General features: G+C 47.0%; 19 protein-coding genes. 16 read left to right on the top strand and 3 right to left on the bottom strand.

Annotation, left to right across the window (positions count from 1 at the left end; genetic code table 11):
• The first annotated feature begins 7 nt into the window (after positions 1-7).
• From ATY38_RS02360 to ATY38_RS02350, 3 genes are read left to right on the top strand one after another with little or no spacing between them, the layout of a single operon-like run.
• On the top strand, positions 8-1072 hold the full coding sequence (locus tag ATY38_RS02360) for an AI-2E family transporter (protein WP_062557875.1): 1065 nt from the start codon (positions 8-10) through the stop codon (positions 1070-1072).
• Positions 1073-1105: 33 nt separating this feature from the next.
• A complete protein-coding gene (gene hda / locus ATY38_RS02355) occupies positions 1106-1789 on the top strand; it encodes a DnaA regulatory inactivator Hda (RefSeq protein WP_335337907.1) in 684 nt (227 codons plus the stop codon).
• Positions 1786-2448, top strand: a complete 663-nt coding sequence (locus ATY38_RS02350; RefSeq protein WP_062557874.1) for a histidinol-phosphatase — start codon at positions 1786-1788, stop codon at positions 2446-2448. The genes hda and ATY38_RS02350 overlap by 4 nt, the downstream gene beginning before the upstream one ends.
• On the opposite strand, the gene lysS is transcribed toward ATY38_RS02350, so the two are convergent.
• Positions 2445-3950, bottom strand: coding sequence for a lysine--tRNA ligase (lysS, locus tag ATY38_RS02345; RefSeq protein ID WP_062557873.1), 1506 nt, complete (start codon positions 3948-3950; stop codon positions 2445-2447). The genes ATY38_RS02350 and lysS overlap by 4 nt on opposite strands.
• Before the next feature lie 382 nt (positions 3951-4332).
• Here lysS and ATY38_RS02340 point away from each other — a divergent pair, with 382 nt between their 5' ends.
• From ATY38_RS02340 to ATY38_RS02325, 4 genes are all read left to right on the top strand, one after another.
• Positions 4333-5010, top strand: a complete 678-nt coding sequence (locus ATY38_RS02340) for a response regulator (protein ID WP_062557872.1) — start codon at positions 4333-4335, stop codon at positions 5008-5010.
• 593 nt (positions 5011-5603) lie between these two features.
• Positions 5604-7448 (top strand): multicopper oxidase family protein, encoded by a 1845-nt coding sequence (locus tag ATY38_RS02335; protein WP_062557871.1) that lies wholly within the window; start codon positions 5604-5606, stop codon positions 7446-7448.
• A gap of 19 nt (positions 7449-7467) precedes the next feature.
• Positions 7468-8157: an SCO family protein gene (locus ATY38_RS02330; RefSeq protein WP_082632987.1), complete on the top strand. Its 690-nt coding sequence runs from the start codon at positions 7468-7470 to the stop codon at positions 8155-8157.
• 156 nt (positions 8158-8313) lie between these two features.
• Positions 8314-9693, top strand: coding sequence for a hypothetical protein (locus ATY38_RS02325; protein WP_062557870.1), 1380 nt, complete (start codon positions 8314-8316; stop codon positions 9691-9693).
• Between the two features lie 133 nt (positions 9694-9826).
• Here the strand turns inward: ATY38_RS02325 and ATY38_RS02320 are convergent, their stop codons facing one another.
• On the bottom strand, positions 9827-11062 hold the full coding sequence (locus tag ATY38_RS02320; protein ID WP_062557869.1) for a sensor domain-containing diguanylate cyclase: 1236 nt from the start codon (positions 11060-11062) through the stop codon (positions 9827-9829).
• A gap of 253 nt (positions 11063-11315) precedes the next feature.
• Here ATY38_RS02320 and ATY38_RS02315 point away from each other — a divergent pair, with 253 nt between their 5' ends.
• From ATY38_RS02315 to ATY38_RS02290, 6 genes are all read left to right on the top strand, one after another.
• Positions 11316-11723, top strand: a complete 408-nt coding sequence (locus ATY38_RS02315) for a PTS sugar transporter subunit IIA (protein WP_062557868.1) — start codon at positions 11316-11318, stop codon at positions 11721-11723.
• Positions 11713-11982: an HPr family phosphocarrier protein gene (locus ATY38_RS02310; RefSeq protein ID WP_013646723.1), complete on the top strand. Its 270-nt coding sequence runs from the start codon at positions 11713-11715 to the stop codon at positions 11980-11982. Before ATY38_RS02315 ends, ATY38_RS02310 begins: the two co-directional genes overlap by 11 nt.
• Positions 11979-13706, top strand: coding sequence for a phosphoenolpyruvate--protein phosphotransferase (gene ptsP / locus ATY38_RS02305; RefSeq protein WP_062557867.1), 1728 nt, complete (start codon positions 11979-11981; stop codon positions 13704-13706). The genes ATY38_RS02310 and ptsP overlap by 4 nt, the downstream gene beginning before the upstream one ends.
• A 205-nt stretch (positions 13707-13911) precedes the next feature.
• On the top strand, positions 13912-15039 hold the full coding sequence (gene metX / locus ATY38_RS02300) for a homoserine O-succinyltransferase MetX (RefSeq protein ID WP_062557866.1): 1128 nt from the start codon (positions 13912-13914) through the stop codon (positions 15037-15039).
• Positions 15040-15065: 26 nt separating this feature from the next.
• A complete protein-coding gene (metW, locus tag ATY38_RS02295; RefSeq protein WP_062560062.1) occupies positions 15066-15683 on the top strand; it encodes a methionine biosynthesis protein MetW in 618 nt (205 codons plus the stop codon).
• 5 nt (positions 15684-15688) lie between these two features.
• Positions 15689-16255 (top strand): plasmid pRiA4b ORF-3 family protein, encoded by a 567-nt coding sequence (locus tag ATY38_RS02290; RefSeq protein WP_062557865.1) that lies wholly within the window; start codon positions 15689-15691, stop codon positions 16253-16255.
• Between the two features lie 43 nt (positions 16256-16298).
• Here ATY38_RS02290 and ATY38_RS02285 read toward each other — a convergent pair whose 3' ends face one another.
• Complete coding sequence (locus tag ATY38_RS02285) at positions 16299-17105, bottom strand: ferritin-like domain-containing protein (RefSeq protein WP_062557864.1); 807 nt, start codon at positions 17103-17105, stop codon at positions 16299-16301.
• 106 nt (positions 17106-17211) lie between these two features.
• Between ATY38_RS02285 and ATY38_RS02280 the strand changes: the two genes are divergently transcribed.
• The 3 genes from ATY38_RS02280 (at position 17212) to ATY38_RS16795 (ending at position 19180) form a co-directional block, all read left to right on the top strand.
• On the top strand, positions 17212-17634 hold the full coding sequence (locus ATY38_RS02280; protein WP_062560061.1) for an acyl-CoA thioesterase: 423 nt from the start codon (positions 17212-17214) through the stop codon (positions 17632-17634).
• A gap of 125 nt (positions 17635-17759) precedes the next feature.
• On the top strand, positions 17760-18680 hold the full coding sequence (locus ATY38_RS02275; RefSeq protein ID WP_062557863.1) for a sulfotransferase domain-containing protein: 921 nt from the start codon (positions 17760-17762) through the stop codon (positions 18678-18680).
• A 371-nt stretch (positions 18681-19051) separates the two neighbouring features.
• Positions 19052-19180 (top strand): hypothetical protein, encoded by a 129-nt coding sequence (locus ATY38_RS16795; RefSeq protein WP_013646731.1) that lies wholly within the window; start codon positions 19052-19054, stop codon positions 19178-19180.
• Positions 19181-19903: the final 723 nt, after the last annotated feature.

Below are 19903 nucleotides of genomic sequence, written 5' to 3'. Positions count from 1 at the left end.
ATTTTGTATGAACACTGAATATTCCGGAAGCTTACATTATCTCTGGTGGTTGTTATTAGCTTGCGTAGCAGGTGGGCTGATTTATCTGCTCAGTCCGATCCTGACTCCTTTTTTATTGGCTGCAGTGATAGCGTATATCTGTAATCCGATGGTGAGCTACATGGCTGACAGAAAAATACCGCGGACGGTAGGTGCGGTACTGGTTATGCTGTTGTTGCTTGGAGTGTTTGCCGCTTTGATTTTGATTATGGTGCCTTTGTTTGAGAAAGAGGCGAACCGGCTGTTGGATAAAATGCCGGCATATTTGGATATGCTGAAGAATCATGTGATCCCTTGGCTGGAATCAAGACTGGATATCAGCCTGCAGCCGGATATGAATGTATTAAAGGAAGCGCTTTCCGAACACTGGAAAAGCGCCGGAGGCGTGGCCGCAAAGATGCTGCCTTCCTTGACCAGCGGAGGAATGGCGGTTGTTGAGTTTCTGGTCAATCTGTTATTGGTGCCGGTCGTGTTGTTTTATCTGTTACGTGATTGGGATATGTTGGTCAAACTTATCGATGAAATGATCCCGCGGTATTGGCATGATCAGATTTCTCAGTTAGCGCGGGAGACTGACCGCATTCTGGCGGAATTTCTGCGCGGCCAATTATCAGTGATCTTATTAATGAGTATTTGTTATATCACCGGGCTTTGGTTGGCAGGACTGGAATTTGCGTTACCCATTGGTTTGGTGGCGGGTATTCTCGTGTTTGTGCCTTATCTGGGGATGATTGTTGGTTTAATGCTGGCGACCTTTGCCGCTATGATGCAATTCCAGGATTGGAGCGGCGTGATTACGGTGTGGGCTGTTTTTGGTATCGGTCAAATGCTTGAAGGCATGCTGATCACGCCTTGGCTGGTGGGCGACCGGATTGGACTGCATCCGGTTGTCGTTATTTTCGCTTTAATGGCATTTGGTCAATTATTTGGCTTCTTTGGAATCCTCCTGGCGTTGCCGGTCAGCGCGGTGATGCTAGTCTGGTTGCGGCATTTGCGGCAGCGTTATTTGGGAAGTGATCTCTATAATTCGTAGCAATTTTTTAGATCGGATTATGACGATTAGATAATGAACATGCAACAGATGCTGTTAGACATTAATCCTCTACCGTTACCTACGCTGGAGAATTTTCTGCCAGGGCGCAATGCGGAACTGATGTACATGTTAAGAAGTATTCTGTCTGGAAAAGAAAAAGAATGTTTTGTTTATTTATGGGGTAATTCTGGTTGTGGCAAGAGTCATTTGTTGCGGGCGATTGTCACAGCTTATGCACGAAAAAACGCAAAAGTGGTATATAGCTGCGCTGAGAATCATTATCCCTTTCGTGGTGACAGTGCGGCAGATTGTTTCGCACTTGACGACATTGATGGTCTGGATGCTTCAGGGCAGGCGGAACTATTTAGTCTGTATAATCGGTTGCGCGAAGATGGTCATGCATTATTGCTGGTAAGCGGATCCACTGCGCCGGCGTATTTGGATATGCGGCAGGATCTGGTCACCCGCTTAGGCTGGGGATTAGTGTATCAGGTGCATGAGCTAACGGAAGAAGAAAGAGTACAGGCGATGCAGACTCATGCTGCGGATTGCGGTTTTACTTTGTCACAGGAAATTTGCGTATATTTATTACGCCATGGTCGACGCGATTTACCGTCGTTGATGATGACATTGGATGCGCTGAATCGTTATTCTCTGGTTCATCAGCGTCCCATAACTATACCTTTGTTACGAGAATTATTACGGGTGGATTCATGAATTTAGCATTATTTGATCTGGATAACACGTTAATCGCAGGTGATAGTGATTTTCAGTGGGCACAATTTTTGATAGAAAAGAAAGCGTTGGATCGTGAGTTGCACGAGGCCAAGAATATTGAATTTTATGAGCAGTATAAAGCGGGAACGCTGGATATACACGAGTTTCTGGATTTTCAGTTAAAACCCCTGGCACGTCATTCACGTGCCCAATTGGAAGTTTGGCGCAGTGAATTCATGTGTAAGAAAATTATACCGCTGATTGCGCCAGGAACGCGGCAACTAATCGAGCGGCATATGCTGGACAATGATCTATGTATCATTATTACCGCCACGAATAGTTTTGTCACGGCCCCGATTGCCCAGGCGCTTGGCATCAGTCATTTGATCGCGACTGAACCGGAAGAGAAAGATGGGGAATTTACGGGCCGGGTGTCTGGAACACCTTCTTTCAGGGAAGGAAAAGTTGAGCGATTGGAGAAATGGCTGGATGCGCACAATCTGACCTGGTTATCGTTTCTCCGTAGCTGGTTTTATAGCGATTCACTCAATGATTTGCCTTTGCTCTGCAAAGTAACGCACCCGGTTGCCGTCGATCCGGACCCTACATTGAAGAGCCACGCAGAAAGCAATGGCTGGCCGATAATCAGTCTGCGCTAATCTTCCCGCCTTAATTGCGGAAACAAAATGACATCACGAATGCTCGGGCTGTCAGTTAACAGCATGACCAAGCGATCGATGCCGATACCTTCGCCGGCTGTGGGCGGTAAGCCGTATTCCAATGCACGGATGTAGTCTGCGTCATAATGCATGGCCTCACTATCGCCAGCATCCTTGGCTTTGGCCTGCTCCAGGAAACGTGCCGCTTGATCTTCCGGATCGTTCAATTCAGAAAATCCATTAGCGATTTCACGCCCGGCAATATACAGCTCAAAACGATCGGTGATATCAGGATTGTTGTCGTTACGCCGCGCTAAAGGAGATACTTCCGCCGGATAATCAACGATGAATGTGGGTTCAAACAACAAATGTTCGGTAGTTTCATCGAACAGCGATAGTTGCAAGCCACCCAGGCCATCGTTGGGATTGTAGTGAATTTTCAATGCGTTCAATTCTTCGATCAGATAATTACGATCATTCAATTGTGCGGCGGAATAGTGCGAATGGAATTTCCGGATAGCTTGGATGATGGTCAAGCGCATGAATGGTTTGGATAAATCCATTGTCTTGCCTTGGTAGGTAAGGTGCGTGGTGCCCAGTACTTTTTGCGCTGTATGGGCGAGCATTTGCTCGGTGAAGTCCATCAGGTAGATATGGTCCTGATAAGCTTCATAGAATTCCAGCATGGTAAACTCAGGATTATGCCGTGTGGAGATTCCTTCATTGCGAAAATTGCGATTGATTTCAAAAACTTTTTCCATGCCGCCGACAACCAGACGTTTCAGGTACAGCTCGGGGGCGATGCGCAAGAATAGCGCCATATCCAGCGCGTTATGATGGGTGGAAAAGGGTCTTGCCGATGCGCCTCCGGGAATCGGGTGCATCATTGGCGTTTCAACTTCCAGATAATTGCGCTCGACAAAGAATTCACGAATTGCCTGGATAACTTTGGAACGAATAGTGAATACCCGGCGCGTTTCTTCGTTAGTAATCAAATCAAGGTAACGTTGACGATATTTTTGCTCCTGATCGGCCAAACCATGAAATTTCTCCGGCAAAGGGCGCAAGGATTTTGTTAGCAATTGTAAATCAGTGACGCGAATGGAGAGTTCGCCTGTTCTGGTTTTGAATAAAATGCCTTGCGCGCCCAGGATATCACCCAAGTCATAATGCTTGAATGCTGCGTGTGCAGCTTCTCCGGTATGATCGTTCGAGATATACAACTGAATGCGTCCACTCATATCCTGTATGGTTGCAAAGCTGGCTTTACCCATGACGCGCTTAAGCACCATGCGCCCTGCTATTTTTACCCCAATTGCCTGTTCTTCCAGTCTTTCTTTGGGGAACGCATCAAATTGTTGATATAACTCTGAAGCTAAATGATCGCGTCTGAATGTATTGGGGAAAGCATTGTTGATCTGACGTATTTCAGTCAGCTTGGCGCGGCGTTCAGCAATAATTTGATTTTCATCAAGACTGATCGGTGGATTTTCTTGCATCATATTATGGTGTGGTATAGGAAATATACTTTAAGACAAGTTACTGCTTGATAGTATTGTTTGCTCAATTCAGTTTCTGGTTTTGTTATTTTACGTGACTAAGGCGATGGGTTTATTTTCAGAGTATGCCCGGTGATGCATTGCTTTATGAGGTGTACCCAGATGTGTGATTTATCACAGCGCTTTGTTGTGATATAGCCTAAATTGCCAGCATTTTTCGCGTATGCGATATTAACTGATAAATCAGGCGCTTTCTAGTTCTTTATAGATACGCACAGAAGCTTCACGATAAATTAACAGAATTTAGGTCATGAAATTTATGAAAATTTCACAATAAATGAGTAAGAATAGGTTGTCTGATTTTTCTCTTAATTTGTAGGCATAAATGTTTACTGAAGCGATGCAAAACTTATTGCCTAGCAATCGTATTAAAGTACTTCTGATTGATCCGCATCCGATTGTTCTATTTGGATTAAGCGTTATCCTCGAAGAGGAGGACAGCCTGGAAATTGTGGATGCGTTGCATTCAGTAGATCGTATTAAGAATGTTTTGAAGCTGAAGAAGCCAGACATTGTGTTGATTGACCCCCATAGCCCTGGTTTTGATGGGCTTAATCAAGTCAAGCAAGTCCAAACAGCGCTTGGAGGCGAAGTCAGAATAGTGGTTTATACCGCAACAGTCAACCAGTCTGAGACCTGTGATCTGATCAGAATGGGAGTCAAAGGTATTCTGCTCAAAGAAATGCCAGTTTCACTAATCCCGCAATGTTTAAAGAAAGTGCATGCAGGCGGCGAATGGCTGGATCGCCGTTCCATGAGAATGGCGTTTGAACAAATTTTACACCGTGAATCCGCGCATAAAATGATTTCTGCGCACTTATCCAGTCGTGAAATATCTCTGGCTGCTTTAATTGCAAAAGGTTACAGCAGTAAATTAGCCGCGCGGGAACTGCAGATTACCGAAGGTTCGGTGCGGGTTTATCTTAATCGTATTTATTCCAAGCTACATATTTCCAGTCGCCTGCAATTGGCGCTTCTGTTCAGGGAAAAAGGATTGAGTTAGTTGCTCACTCATCTCATAAGTTTTGTAATTAATTGTAAAGCACCTCCAAAATTCTTAATAGCCATATCAGTTCAGTTGCCTGGACAAAGTTGGTTTTTCTGATTTGATTTCAGAATTTTTTCCCATGAATATGAAGTCGTAGCACAAGGGCACAGTCTCAATTCGATACTCAAGCGATTTGATAAGGTGTGCTGATAAATATCGGTAAAATTTAGCAAACGAATATTGTTCTGAATAAACATTTCTGAATGTAAGTAAAATCCTACATTTTATCTTTTTCCAACAAGGAGTTGGAGAATATTCCAAGTTGTGCCTATTTTAATCAGCCATGTTAACAATTGTTAATAGGGTGAATTAACATCTTGTAGCTATTTATCCATCAAACAAATCCTTAATCTTCATTATGCAGGCATGATCATTTTACAAAAATGACATTTGTCGGTGTTGTAATCAGCAGGGAAGGAAGTGACATTCATCAAGTTTGCTTTTATTTGATGGATGTCAATATAAGTTTGACAGGGCCTATACATAATCGAGACGCACCACAAAGTGTGAATTTTAAAAAAATAACTGTAGAGTAGGAGGACATTATCATGAACAATGGAGAGTATGAATCCGATCGGGGCAACATCGCTGATCCGGATTCTCCATCCAATGAATCAAGGCGTGCGTTTTTTAAAACAACGGGTGCCACGATTCTGGCCGCACCGGCCATTTTAACTTCGCGTGAAAGCTCAGCACAAGCCATTCCGGATGAATCGTTACTACCCAGCCCGCCCACCAGGCCTTGGCAAAGAGAATTGCCGGAGGAGGTTGAGCCGTTGGAACAAACTGATTTGTCCGATGACGCTTATCCTCCACAAGGTTCCGCTAATACCGCAAATGGAGAATGCGGGCGTAACGATCATCAGCGTTGGGATGATTTCTTTGGTGCGCATCCGCTTGAATCCGGTCAGGCCGATACTTACGAGCTTCGAGCTGAAGCGATTACGGATTATGAGTTCCATCCGGATTACCCGAAGCAATTGGTGTGGCACTATATCGGTAAAAACTCAAGCGGTGGTGATTACCATAATCCCACCTTTCATGCGCGTTATGGGCGCCCGGTAATAGTGCGTTTATATAATGAGTTACCAAGTAATCATACGGGTTTCGGCACACCGGAGATCAGTATGCATTTGCACAATCTGCATACGCCTTCGGAGAGCGATGGTTTCCCTGGTGATTATTTCAGTGCAACCAAAGCCGGGCCTACTTTGAATGGCCCGGGTCAATTCAAGGATCATTTTTATCCCAATATCTATGCGGGGTACGATGAATTTCCAAAAAGCGTCAAAAACCCCGTGGGTGGCGATAAGCGTGAAGCACTGGGAACGCTGTGGTATCACGATCATTGTCTGGATTTTACCGCACCCAATGCCAACCGTGGTTTGGCCGGTTTTTACTTGCTTTACGATGAGCTGGATTCAGGTGACGAGCATGATCCGAATCCGGCAGCTTTAAGATTGCCCAGCGGTGCTTATGATTATCCGTTGGCATTCCAGGACAAGCGTTTTGACGCTAACGGCATGCATATTTTCGAAGAAATGAGTTCGGAAGGCACACTGGGTGACAAAGTGACGGTCAACGGTATTATTGAACCCATACTCAAGGTGGCAAGCCGTAAATACCGTTTTCGCCTACTTAATGCAGGCATAGCACGTTTTTATCAGTTTCATTTGGTTGCGGCCAACAATGTACAACAGTCTTTCACCTATATCGCCAACGATGGTAATTTACTGCCTAAGCCGTTGCTGAACCGCAAGAATGTCCGTCTGGGCGTGGCCGAGCGTGCCGATATCGTAGTGGATTTTTCTTTGTATCCACAAGGTACCGAGCTCTATCTGGTGAATCGCTGGGAGCAAACCAGTTCGCGCGGACCCAAAGGTGTCAAAGCACCGGGAATGAAGGTGCTCAAATTCATCGTTGATCGCGAGCCGGATGAGCCGGATGTCAGTCAGGTTCCGGCCAAGCTGCGCCCGATTCGCAGACCGACCGCTACGGAAATCGCGACGGCTCCGGTCAGGTACTGGCGCTTTGAGCGCAAAAACGGCATGTGGGCGATCAATGACAAATTTGTGAACGTCCGTTCCGCGGGTGCGAATATGGCTATGGGCAGCTTTGAGATCTGGGAACTGGATAATCCGTCCGGCGGCTGGAGTCATCCGGTACATATCCATTTCGAAGAAGGACATATCCTGAATCGTTACGTGGATGGCATCGAAGTGACTGTCCCTGTACATGAGAGAGGACGCAAGGATGTATACGTTTTGGGGCCTAATGAGAAAGTGAGATTATTCATGCGGTTCCGGGATTTTCCCGGTAAGTATGTGATGCATTGCCATAATATGATCCATGAAGACCACGCCATGATGGTGCGCTGGGACATTCTGGGCTAAGAAGAGAGAGGGGGATATCATGAATAAAGAAAATAATGAACCTGTGGGTTCACGCAGGGAAATACTGGCCGGCATGGGATTGGCGGCGTTGGGTCTGATTGGACTGAATTCGGCTTGGCAGAAGCTGGGTTTCACTGAAACTAAGCCTGCGCTTAATCCTAATATCAGAAAATACAAACCGGCGGATAGCGCCACACCGTTTCCGAACGTTACGCTGTATACGCATGAAGGCGAGGCGGTAAAGTTTTATGACGACCTGATCCGCGACAAAGTGGTTGCGATCAACATGATGTATTCGCAATGTTCCGGCATTTGCCCGAAATCGACGGCGAATCTCCGGGAAGTGCGGAATATGCTGGGTGAGCGTGCGGGGCGTGATGTTTTCATGTACTCCATCACGCTGGATCCCAAGCGCGATACGCCGGAATTGCTCAAGCAATATGCTGAGCGCTATGGCATCCAGGATGGCTGGAAATTTCTGACGGGCGCGCCGGAAGATATCGAGTTGATCCGCTACCGGCTGGGTTTTTATGATGTCGAGGAAGACGTGGATAACATCAAGGAAAATCATACCGGCATGGTGCGCATCGGCAATGATGAACGTAAACGCTGGAGCATGGCGCCCGCGTTGTCTGATCCATGGCAAATCATGGCAACCATCAACCATCTGGATCCAAAGGTTGTGCATACCGCTGAGGTGCACACTTAAAAGTACGTGTACGTGTTTAAGTACTAGGGAAGCTTTGAATAAATTCTGTGACAAAGTCAGAGCTTCTTTAATCGCGACAGCAATCAGGAAAATAAAATTTATGTTAGATAGTTATAAGTTTCTTAGAACTATCAATTAACTGGAGGAAGTTGGATCATGAAGCTCTTTAAAATAAAAGAAATTACTGACATAGGCAAGAAAGTGGGTTTTGCTTTGGTCTTTGTAGTGACAATGATGGGATTGAATATGCCATCGGCCAATGCGGCATTGGCCGGAAAAGGTTTAATACATCCGGTGAATCATTTCCCGACTTGGTTTTCCGATAGCGAAGGCACTACCGTGCAACTGTGTCTGGATGGTGATGGTGCAACCGGCATGTGTTTCTTCGATCCTGTAATTCCAGGCAATGCAACCTCGGTAGCGACCGGCTTTGGCGCTGAGGCGTTCTGGTGGTCGGCCGATGCTGCTCTGACTTTGGCAGGAGGAGGACGGGCAAATCTAGTACTGGCTTTGGAGGCAGCTTATGGCGCGGGAGATCCCGCACCGAATGACCAGTTCGCTTTTGGGCGTGTACGTATCCGAGTCGATATTCCGGTTGCTGGCGAATACAAAATCTGGCATCCCTTTCTCAATGAAGCTGATGGTTGCCAACCGGAAATCTATAATGCAACGGCGGGCACGCGCGCTATTAATGTGACCCGAGATACGGGCGGTGCTGCACCGTTTGAAACCATGCTAAGCGGCGAGGTCGGTCCTTTATTGATCTGGGATCCGGCAATTGCGCCGGTGGCGCCAGTCGGTTATGTGGGCGATCCTAACGTTCCGCATGAAGTAATCGGTGGCCATTGCGGTATTGATTATTTCCGCATCGAAGGCCCGGTCGGCGTGGATTTGGATGGCAGCGGGCAAAATTTTGTGGAAACCCATTTATTTTCGGTACAAGGAAAAATTTATGACGAGGCTAATTCCCCACCAGGAATTGAACCTGTGCGCACAACCTATTTCCGCACCACAAATGTAGCCACGGGTAATACGACGGCCCGTATCAATTCATGGGTGAAAGCGCCGACTACTGCAAGCGTTGAGATCGGCGGCATACCTCAAGCCAATCAAAATGGGCCTATGGCATTCGATGGCGAAAATACCTTTTTCAAACGTGCCACGTTAAATGCAGCCAATGGTCTTTCTGTGCCTGATCAAGTAACGATTACTGCCAGGAGCGCCACTGGTTTGGAAACCGTGGAATCGGTAAGTGTCGTTGATCAAGTGAATATTACTTTGGCAACCTGGACCAAGGCGACTGGAGTAATAAGGGTCGTGGCTACTTCGAGCGACAAGATAAATCCAATTGCCGGGGGCACGATTCCTGAGCTTACGTTGCATATAGGAAGCGCAACATTCCCCATGCCGCAAGTGGGTGTTCCCGGACGATATGAAGTGTTGCTGTCGGGGGCGGATGCATTCCTAATACCGCCAGCGCGAGTTACGGTAACGTCTTCACAAGGTGGCAGTGATACTGATGGAATAGCGGATTAGTCAATGCAAAACGATAAGCCCTTGGCTATGGCTATGGCTATGGCTATGGCAAGGGCTTATCAGGGGTCGATAAAGGAGATTACTTGGAGATTTCTTAATTTGTAGTAGTTCAGGCTCGATCTGACAGTGCGAGCTAAGAAATCTTTTCAATCATTGTATTGTCTGCCAGTTCAACCCGGTTTCTACCTTTATGCTTGGCTTGATACAGTGCCTCGTCTGCTTTTTTTAATAACAATTTCTCGTCTAACGTTTTTGCTTCCGCACTGATCGCCACACCCAAACTGATTGTTACCGAGACAAATGTCTCGTTGGCTTTAATTTCTTTGCAAGCGACTGCATTACGAAATCTTTCCGCAGCTCTTAATGCGCCATCCTGATTATACGGCGAGATAATCGCCAGAAACTCTTCACCCCCGTAGCGTCCGATGTATTCATGTGAGCGAGCTGATTGAGTCAGCCGGTTGGCGATTTCGCATAAAACCGCATCTCCTGCAAGATGGCCGTAAGTGTCGTTGATGGCTTTAAAGTGATCGATATCAATCATGATAATTGCAATGCCATAGCCCCCGCGTTTGGCACGCTGGATTTGTTTGTGCAGAATGTCAAATATACCGGGACGGTTGAATAAACCAGTCAGTGCATCGTGCGTGACACGTTGTTCGAGTGATTTTTTCTGTGCCTTAAGCTGTTTGTTTAATTTTACTCCTTGATATAACTGGTTTTTCTCAATCAGAACGGATATTTGACTGGCGATTTGCAACGCCAGATCCTGATGTGAATGTAAATCTTTGTAAACACTTTTATCGCGACTGGAAAAGAAAATAAACCCGATCGGTTTGCCGCCGGCGAGCAAGGGGCAAATGAGGCAGGAACGGATACCTTCACTAAAAATGGCTTGCGTAAGGCGGGATTTTGAGTGTTTCTCCAAATACGAGTTTAAATCATCGATAACGAGCATCTCTCTAGGGTTTGTGATTGCTAGAACGCTGTGGTCAGACGCGGGAATAGTGAGTCCGATATTTAATATCAATGGATCGTATTTGGCACGTGACCAATGTAATTTAAGTTTGTTTCCATCATTCTCGAGCAGTGCCAGACTAATCCGATCGTAAGGCAGGTGGTCCTGAAAAGATTCATAGATATGGTTCAAAACATCGATTAGATGAAGATTGTGGTTGCATTCGACCATAATCTTATAAAGGGATTGACTCCTTTCCAGTTGTTTCTGAAGATAACCGGATAATTTCTCCAGTGATTTTCCAAGTTGACCAATTTCGTCATTTCCGGTTGGAATATCTGATGTGAAATCACCTTGGGACATTGCTTCAGCCGCCTTGAGTAGTGCCCGGATTCGATTATTCTTTTTCATTTCTCTCGTAACCCATTCAATGGTAATGTTCTTTCAATCAAGACAGTTAAGTGCGCATTCTGCTCATTTTCCCATCAGCATTTGAGTGATCGACTGGTCATTAATTCACTGGATTCTATTTTCCTCCAAAACACAAGAATGATGGAATGTCTTTGTGGGGAAATATTTTTAAGATAACGTCTGACCATAAAGTATTTAAGTACCGTCAGTGCTAAAATCTTTAATCGAATTTAAGAATAATGTAAAAAACAAGATGATAGGGATTTTAGTGATCACACATGAAGATTTGGGCGATCATTTGATTCGTTGTGCAAGTCATGTGGTGGGTATGAAACCGCGCCAGTTGTCGCATTTAAGTGTTTTTACCCAAGATGCCCCTGAAGTTGTATTAATTAAAGCGCGTAAATTGATAGAACAGCTGGATAGTGGCGATGGTGTGCTGCTATTGGGTGATATGTTAGGTGCGACACCCTGCAACATCGCCAGTCGATTGGTGCAGCCTGGTAAAGTGGAATGCCTTGCTGGTGTTAACTTACCGATGCTGGTGCGGGTGATAACGTATCGCAATGAGCCGTTATCGGATGTCATAGAGAAAGGACTAAGTGGCGGGCAGAGTGGGGTGATACAAATTAATGCGGAAGAGTCTAGTCATGCAAATTAAAGAAGTCGAAATTATTAACAAGTTGGGCTTGCATGCGCGGGCATCAGCAAAACTGACCAAACTGGCAAGTCAATTTAAAAGCGAAGTCTGGGCGACGCGCAATAGCCGTCGTGTCAATGCGAAAAGCATTATGGGCGTGATGACGCTGGCGGCCAATAAAGGTTCGCGCATACAGCTCGAAACCACAGGCGATGACGAGATTGAGGCGATGACAGCACTGGTCGCATTGGTTGAAGATTATTTTGGTGAGAGCGAATGAGCTTTATTTTACATGGCATAGGCGTATCCGAAGGCATTGCAATTGGTCACGCGCATCTGGCTGATCCCGCTGCTTTGGAGGTGGCACATTATTTGATTCCAAAGAGTCAGATAGAGAAGGAAATTGCACGGCTGGACAGTGCTTTTGCTGTGGTGCGGAAAGAATTTGAGGCGTTACAGCAATCTGTTGCGGACGGGCATGCACGTGCGGAGTTTAGTGCATTTCTGGATTTGCATTTGATGATCCTGGATGACCCGATGCTGTCAGAGGCCACACGCAGCATGATTGCGCAGACTTATTGCAATGCCGAGTGGGCCTTAACGCAACAGATGCAGGAATTGTTGGTGCAGTTCGAAGCCATTGAAGATGCCTATTTGCGTGAACGCAAAGCCGATGTGAAGCAAGTGGTTGAACGTATACTCAAAGCGATGTTGGGACGCCCTGGCCACTTACCGGTTGTGACGAAGTTGGCGGGTGACAGCATTTTGGTTGCGCATGACTTAAGTCCTGCCGATGTGATGCAGTACAAGCAACATCAATTCATTGCTTTCCTGACTGATTTGGGCAGCCAGACATCGCATACCGCGATTGTTGCGCGCAGTCTCAATATCCCCTCGATCGTGGCCTTGCATCACGCACATCAGTTGATTCTGGAGAATGACTGGTTGATTGTCGATGGAATTCACGGCATCGTAATTGTAAATCCGGATAAATATGTTCTGGATGAATACCGTCTGCGGCAAAGCCAGCTTGAACTCGAAAGAAAGAAACTACAACGCCTTAAAAGTGTTGCTGCGGTGACACTGGATGGGACGCAAATTGATTTATACGCCAATATTGAACTGCCTGAGGATATTGCGCAGGTCAAGGAAAGCGGAGCTACCGGCATCGGGTTGTTTCGCAGCGAATTTTTATTTCTGAATCGCGATGATTTACCGGGTGAAGATGAACAATTTGAAGCGTACCGCACGGTAGCGGTGAAAATGCATAAATTGCCAGTCACCATACGCACATTCGATTTGGGCGCAGACAAAAGCCTCAAGGGCAGCGAGCAAGTGGCGACTAATCCGGCGCTGGGTTTGCGTGCCATTCGATTGAGTTTGGCGGAACCCAAAATGTTTCACAAGCAATTGCGTGCTATTTTGCGCGCTTCCAAGTACGGCGATGTGCGTATCCTGGTACCGATGCTGTCGAATGTTGCGGAAATCGATCAAACATTGCACTACATCGAGTATGCCAAGCAGACTTTGCGCGATGACAAGATTCAATTTGACGAGCATATTAAAGTCGGTGGGATGATCGAGATACCGGCAGCTGCCCTGTGTCTGGAGACGTTCATGCGCAAGCTGGATTTTTTGTCGATCGGCACTAACGACTTAATTCAGTATACCTTGGCGGTTGACCGGATTGATGATGCTGTGGCGCATTTGTATGATCCCTTTCATCCGGCCATACTCTGGTTGATTTCGCATATCATTCAGAGTGCCAATCGCGCCAAAGTGCCCGTATCCATCTGTGGCGAAATGGCCGGTGATAAGCAATTCACGCGATTGTTGCTGGGTATTGGATTGCAGCAGTTTTCCATGTATCCATCGCAATTGCTGGCGGTGAAAAACCAGATTCTGAAAAGCCATTTGCCTGATATTATTCCACTCGCGCAAAAAATCATCAAAACGGACCAACCGGAAAAGATGGCTGCGTTGCTGACTAAATTGAATGACTAGCGGAACGTTAAGCAGTGTTTTAGAAGTGGCAGATGCACGGCAGAAAAAGGTGAAAGTCGTAGTTTATACCGATTAAATGAGCATTCTTTAATATCGCAGCGGAATGGTGATAGTTTTTCAATGGCCTGCTAGTGTGCGCTGATTTATTGACGATATAATAGCTGACATAATATTCAGCGTTTCCTTGGAATTCCTCTTTATATAAATGCAAGATTCAAAATCAGTGGGTGTGGTGATTCCCCAATTTGTACAAATTGACAAGCCCTTGCAGCTGAAAAGCGGGTTGTCGTTGGATAGCTATCATTTGGTGTATGAAACCTATGGCCAGCTGAACGCCGCATATTCCAATGCAGTATTGATTTGTCATGCGCTTTCCGGCAATCATCATGTGGCCGGTGTTTATGCGGAAAATGAGAAAAGTATCGGCTGGTGGGACAATATGGTGGGTCCCGGAAAACCGATTGATACCAATCGTTTTTTTGTCATTGGCGTGAATAATCCGGGCGGCTGTCACGGCTCTACGGGTCCGGCCAGTGTCGACCCTCACACGGGCAAGCATTATGGCGCCGGATTTCCTGTGGTGACGGTGGAAGACTGGGTAGAGGCACAAGCACAATTGGCTGAACATTTAGGAATTGAACAGTTTGCCGCAGTGGTGGGCGGAAGCCTGGGTGGTATGCAAGCGATGCAATGGACACTGGATTATCCGGAGAAAGTCCGCCATGCGCTGGTGATTGCGGCGGCCCCCAAATTGACGGCGCAAAATATTGCATTTAATGATGTTGCGCGTCAGGCAATCATGACCGATCAGGAATTCTACGGGGGTAATTTTTATGCCTATGATACCTTGCCGCGGCGCGGCTTGCGGCTGGCGCGCATGCTGGGGCATATCACTTATCTTTCCGACGATTCGATGGCGGCGAAATTCGGCCGCAGCTTACGCAACGGTGAGCTTTCTTTCGGATTTGATGTGGAGTTTGAAATCGAATCGTACCTGCGTTACCAGGGCGACAAATTCGCTGATTTATTCGATGCCAATAGCTATTTGCTGATGACCAAAGCACTCGATTACTTCGATCCGGCTGCAGCCTATAATGGTGATTTGAGTGCGGCATTCCGGGTGGCCAAAGCAAATTTCCTGGTAATCTCGTTTACTTCGGACTGGCGTTTCTCGCCCGAGCGCTCCCGGGAAATTGTCAAGGCGTTATTGAATAATGAACTTAATGTAAGCTATGCGGAAATTACCTCCAGTTACGGGCACGATTCGTTTCTGATGACAACGCCTTATTATCATCAACTGGTACGGGCGTATATGGATAATATTTCTATCTAAGTAACTGAATGAGCCTGAACTTAATCATGACTGACACTACAGTACCATCGACCATTGCATTGCGCCCGGATTTTGCCGCCATTGCGGCGTGGATTCATCCCGGTGCGAAAATACTCGATTTGGGTTGTGGCGACGGTTCGTTATTGCGCTATTTGCGCGATACGCGCAATGTTTTTGGCTATGGCGTGGAAATCGATGATGACAATCTTCTCAGTTGCTTTCGCAATGGAATCAATGTGATTCATAATGATCTGGAAGCGGGATTGTCCAGCTTTGCATCGGATTCGTTCGATTTTGTCATTCTGTCGCAGACCTTGCAGGCTGTGCGGCATACCGAGGGTATCATCCAGGAGATCCTGCGGGTCGGTAAGGAAGGCATTATTTCCTTTCCCAATTTCGGTTACTGGAAAAACCGCGTGCAGGTAATTTCGGGACGTATGCCGGTGCCAGAAACACTGCCGTATAATTGGTACGATACGCCTAATATTCATCTCTGCACGCTGGATGATTTTGAAGCGCTGTGTCAGCAATGCAACGCGCGGATTCTGGAGCGCAGCGTGATGAATAATCATTATCGCCCGGTAAATTTCCTGCCGAACCTAAGAGGGATGCTGGCGTTTTACCGCTTTGAAAGCAAAGGCTAAGAGCGATGGAAGCAAAATCTTTACGTTCCATTTATCAGCTCAAAATAACCCTGAAAGGCATGCGTCCGCCAATCTGGCGCCGGATTCTAATGGCGAGCACGACCAAGCTGGATGACGTTCATCTCATTTTTCAAATCGTCATGGGTTGGACCAATTCCCATATGCATGAGTTTATTCAAGGGCGCGATCGTTATGTTGAGCCGGATGAAGAGTTTCCTTCTGATGCCAAAGATGAAGCACAGTACCGGTTGGATCAACTTTTGGAAAAAGAAAAAGAAAAGCTGATCTATATTTATGATTTTGGTGATGGTTGGGAACACGAAGTGGTTCTGGAGAAAATTCTGCCATTTAAGACCAGTGCTGACTTGCCCATTTGTGTAAAAGGATGCCGTGCCTGTCCGCCGGAAGATATCGGAGGAATTGGAGGGTATATGATGTTTCTGGAAGCAATTTCTGATCCGACGCATCCGGAACATGAAGATATGCTGGAATGGATTGCCGGGGATATTGAAGGTCCATTTGATCCGGAAGCGTTTGATCTTGCTGAAGTGAATCAACTGTTGCAAAGTTAATTTGCAGCCATTCCTTTGACTATGAATTCATAGCGCTGGTTTCTCAGCGCGTATGGCAGAGATGTTCCAGCGCACTGAGCTCTGCTGCAGAAAATCCAGCCCTTTGTCTGGCTTCGTAATGAAAAGGGCCACAAATCCGCCCGGTAAAGTATTGGTTGATCAGTTCCCGGAATAATTGCTCCGAATCCAATTTACGCTGTTGACAAAGATACTTGAACCAATGCGAACCGATAGCGACATGTCCCATTTCATCGCGTAGGATGATTTCCAGCACGGCAATGGTTCTGTCATCACCTGCTTGTCGTAAGCGTTCGATAATGCCAGGCGTTACATCAAGCCCCCTGGCTTCCAGCACGCGTGGTACCAGGGCCATTCGCACCAGCGGATCAAATGCCGTGCGTTTGGCCATGTCCCATAAACCGTTGTGCGCGGGCAAATCGCCGTAGTCACTATTCAGCTCATTCAGGCGCTGGCGCAACAACTGGAAGTGATAAGCTTCCTCAATGGCGATTTGTACCCAATCACTATAAAATTTCTGGGGCAAATCACGAAAACGATACACCGCATCCCAGGCCAGATTGATGGCGTTGAACTCAATATGCGTGACCGCATGAATCAGTGCAGCGAGTCCTTCGGGGCTACCCAGTCGACGTTTCGGCACATCGCCGGCAGATACCAGAATGGGTTTCTCGGGGCACCCGGGCTCGTCAATGAGTTTTGGCGCGCTTTTTGATTCCAGTGATAGTAAGCCATCACGCCAAGCTTGCGCGGTTTGTTCGGTCAGTTGAAGTTTCTCCTTGATTTCACAGGCCGACAGACACGATTCAGCGGCATCGAACAGGTTTTCCATAAATTTTTAGAGTGCTTGGGAAAAGAAAGCATGGCCTAATACAAAACGTTATTATATGCTTGGATTATGCATCAATACCCAAACTCCCATAAGCGACACCATAACCATGCCTGATAAACTTAACGATCCAACACATCATGTTCAACTGCCGGAAGGGCAACCCATACTGCGCATGGTGCCGATGCCGTCGGATACCAATTATGCCGGCGATATTTTTGGTGGCTGGATCATGTCGCAGGTGGACATGGCCGGTAGTGTTCCGGCGCTACGCCGGGCGCATGGAAGGGTTGCTACAGTAGCGGTCAATTCGTTTGTTTTCAAACAACCGGTGTGTGTTGGCGATCTGGTCAGCTTCTATGCCGACATCATCAAGGTAGGGCGCACCTCGATTACCGTCGATGTGGCCGTATACGCGCAGCGCGGTGTACGGGAAGGGGGTGAGGAAGTGTGTATCAAGGTGACCGAGGCTGTGCTGACTTACGTGGCTATCGATAGCGATCGGCGGCCAAGACCGGTACCGCAGGAATGAAGCCATGCCCTTGGAGTAAATCAGCCATACTGCATTAAAGCGGAAGCAAATTTACCGCCTTCCATATGTGCACACGGCGATTCCTCTATCCATCCAATTATCTTATTGACTAACAGGTGACTGAAATGCTGGATTTACCCCGACGTACCCATATCTACCAGAATCATCATTTCGATAGCACGCGCTGGGATTATTTTCAACCGCGCGATGATGATATCGTTATTGCAACTTCCTACAAGGCGGGTACGACGTGGACACAAGCGATTGTGGCGCATCTGCTGTTTCCGGATGGGAATTTCCCGGTTCCGCCTGCGCAAATGTCGCCATGGCTGGATATGCGGATTGTTCCGCTCGAGGTGGTACTGAACACCTTGAAGACGCAACAGCATCGCCGCTTTATCAAGACGCACCTGCCGCTTGATGGCATGGTGTATAGTGAAAAAATCAAATATCTCTATGTCGCTCGTGACGCCCGTGATGTCTTCATGTCTTTGTGGAATCACTATACGAAGATGAAGGAAGAAGTTTTCATGCTGTTTAATATGCTGCCGGGTCGCGTAGGGGATACACTCCCGCCTGCCCCCGAGGATATTCATGACTTCTGGCACCACTGGATATCCCGTGGTTCTTTTGCATGGGAAACGGATGGCTGGCCGTACTGGTCGCACCTTGCCAATGTTCAATCCTGGTGGAATTTCCGCCACCTGCCGAACATTCGGTTGTTTCACTATACCGACATGCTCGCAGACACCCAGCGCGAGGTTCGACGCATTGCTGCTTTTCTCGAGATCGATGTGCCCGAGCAAGCCTGGGAGGGCATCATCAAAGCTGTTTCATTTGCCGAAATGAAGCGCCAGGGCGGACTGTATGCACCGGAAGGCGGTCAACTCTGGAAAGGCGGAGCGGAAACTTTCATGCACAAGGGCACCAATAACCGCTGGCGCGACGTGCTCTCCGACGAGGAACTGGCGCTCTATGATGCCGCTTGCAAACGTGCGTTGACACCGGATTGCCGCGAGTGGCTGGAAAATGGAGGCACGATCTGATGCAATTGCAACACTGAACAAGCATCGCTCAGAACCGTCTCTATTAACAAGAGACGGTGCGTGCCGGGTTGGCGCAGGCTTTGCTTTGCTGCCCAGGCTTGAATAATGGGTGAAGATATCCCTTCGCTAACCCCCTTGCACTCTTTCTACCTTTCTTTCTTCAGTACCCTTAGAAAGGAAGCGATTTATCCCTCTCGATGTGCGCGCCAAAGTGCTTAAGTACTTTTGGCAATCTGTTAGCTCCCCAGTGTGATCAAATTGGAATCATTGAAAACTGTAAATTAGCATTTTGTTGATCCAGATCAAAATAGCTAACTCCGATTCGGTTCACAATGCATACGCTTTCATAACCTAGAGGAGTAAACAGAGAAATGAGCACAATAGAACAACCCAAAGATTCAGACACCATTAGAAATATGAGCATCAATGTTGCAGTGATATTCGGCGTGATAGTGAGTCTGATTGTGGTATCGATATATCTTGCCGAGAATTTAAGCTGATTGGTCGGTGTGAGCGGCACTGAAAAGAAATCTACGGTCGAAGGGTTCTTGGGGGCACAGATTTAATTCTGAAAAAATGTTCCTATCGCAGGTTGGCGTGAGTGACTCTACTTGCAAAAGGGATCAATCGACTGTAGGCAATTTTGGGGCATCAGCTCATGATGCGCATTTAGTAGAGAATTGAAAAATACCATCTGGTAATGGGAAAAATGCAGAGTGGAAATGTCAATATACGCTACGCAGCGTATTGTACGGGTATTAGAAGACGGTGCAGTAAGGATAGCCGTGAATTGCCTGGTCAATTCCCGACCGGTGTCATACGACTATGCTCCTGAATGAGGCTGGTAGTCTCCGTATTGTGCTTTGCCAGCTCTGAAACAGCTTTTGCCTAACGCCTCTGCTTCTTTTGGATCGAAGCGGTTTTCGGCGTAATTTTCCAGATTTTCTTCCGTAAAATTCTCAAAGTAATTAGATCCCCTCACTCATTTCGTGTCTCCTATTTCGATTGAAGAAAATACTGCTTTTGTGATGCCCAACGGTTGACATGAGTGGCATGTCCACTCCTATGGAGTGGTTAAATCTTACTACTCCACAGCGGCATAAGCGCATCCATACACCTGAGTGGTCGTGAGGCGAACTCGGCAGCAGTCAGCGCAGTTAAGTGAATAGGGACCCCGTACATTCTTGTTGCGTCATCAAGTGCGGTTCGCAAGGCGTAGTACG

The organism is Nitrosomonas ureae (genome assembly GCF_001455205.1).
Taxonomy (GTDB): domain Bacteria; phylum Pseudomonadota; class Gammaproteobacteria; order Burkholderiales; family Nitrosomonadaceae; genus Nitrosomonas; species Nitrosomonas ureae.
The sequence above is the reverse complement of the archived record's forward strand: the minus strand, read 5'-3'. Positions and strand labels throughout refer to the sequence as shown.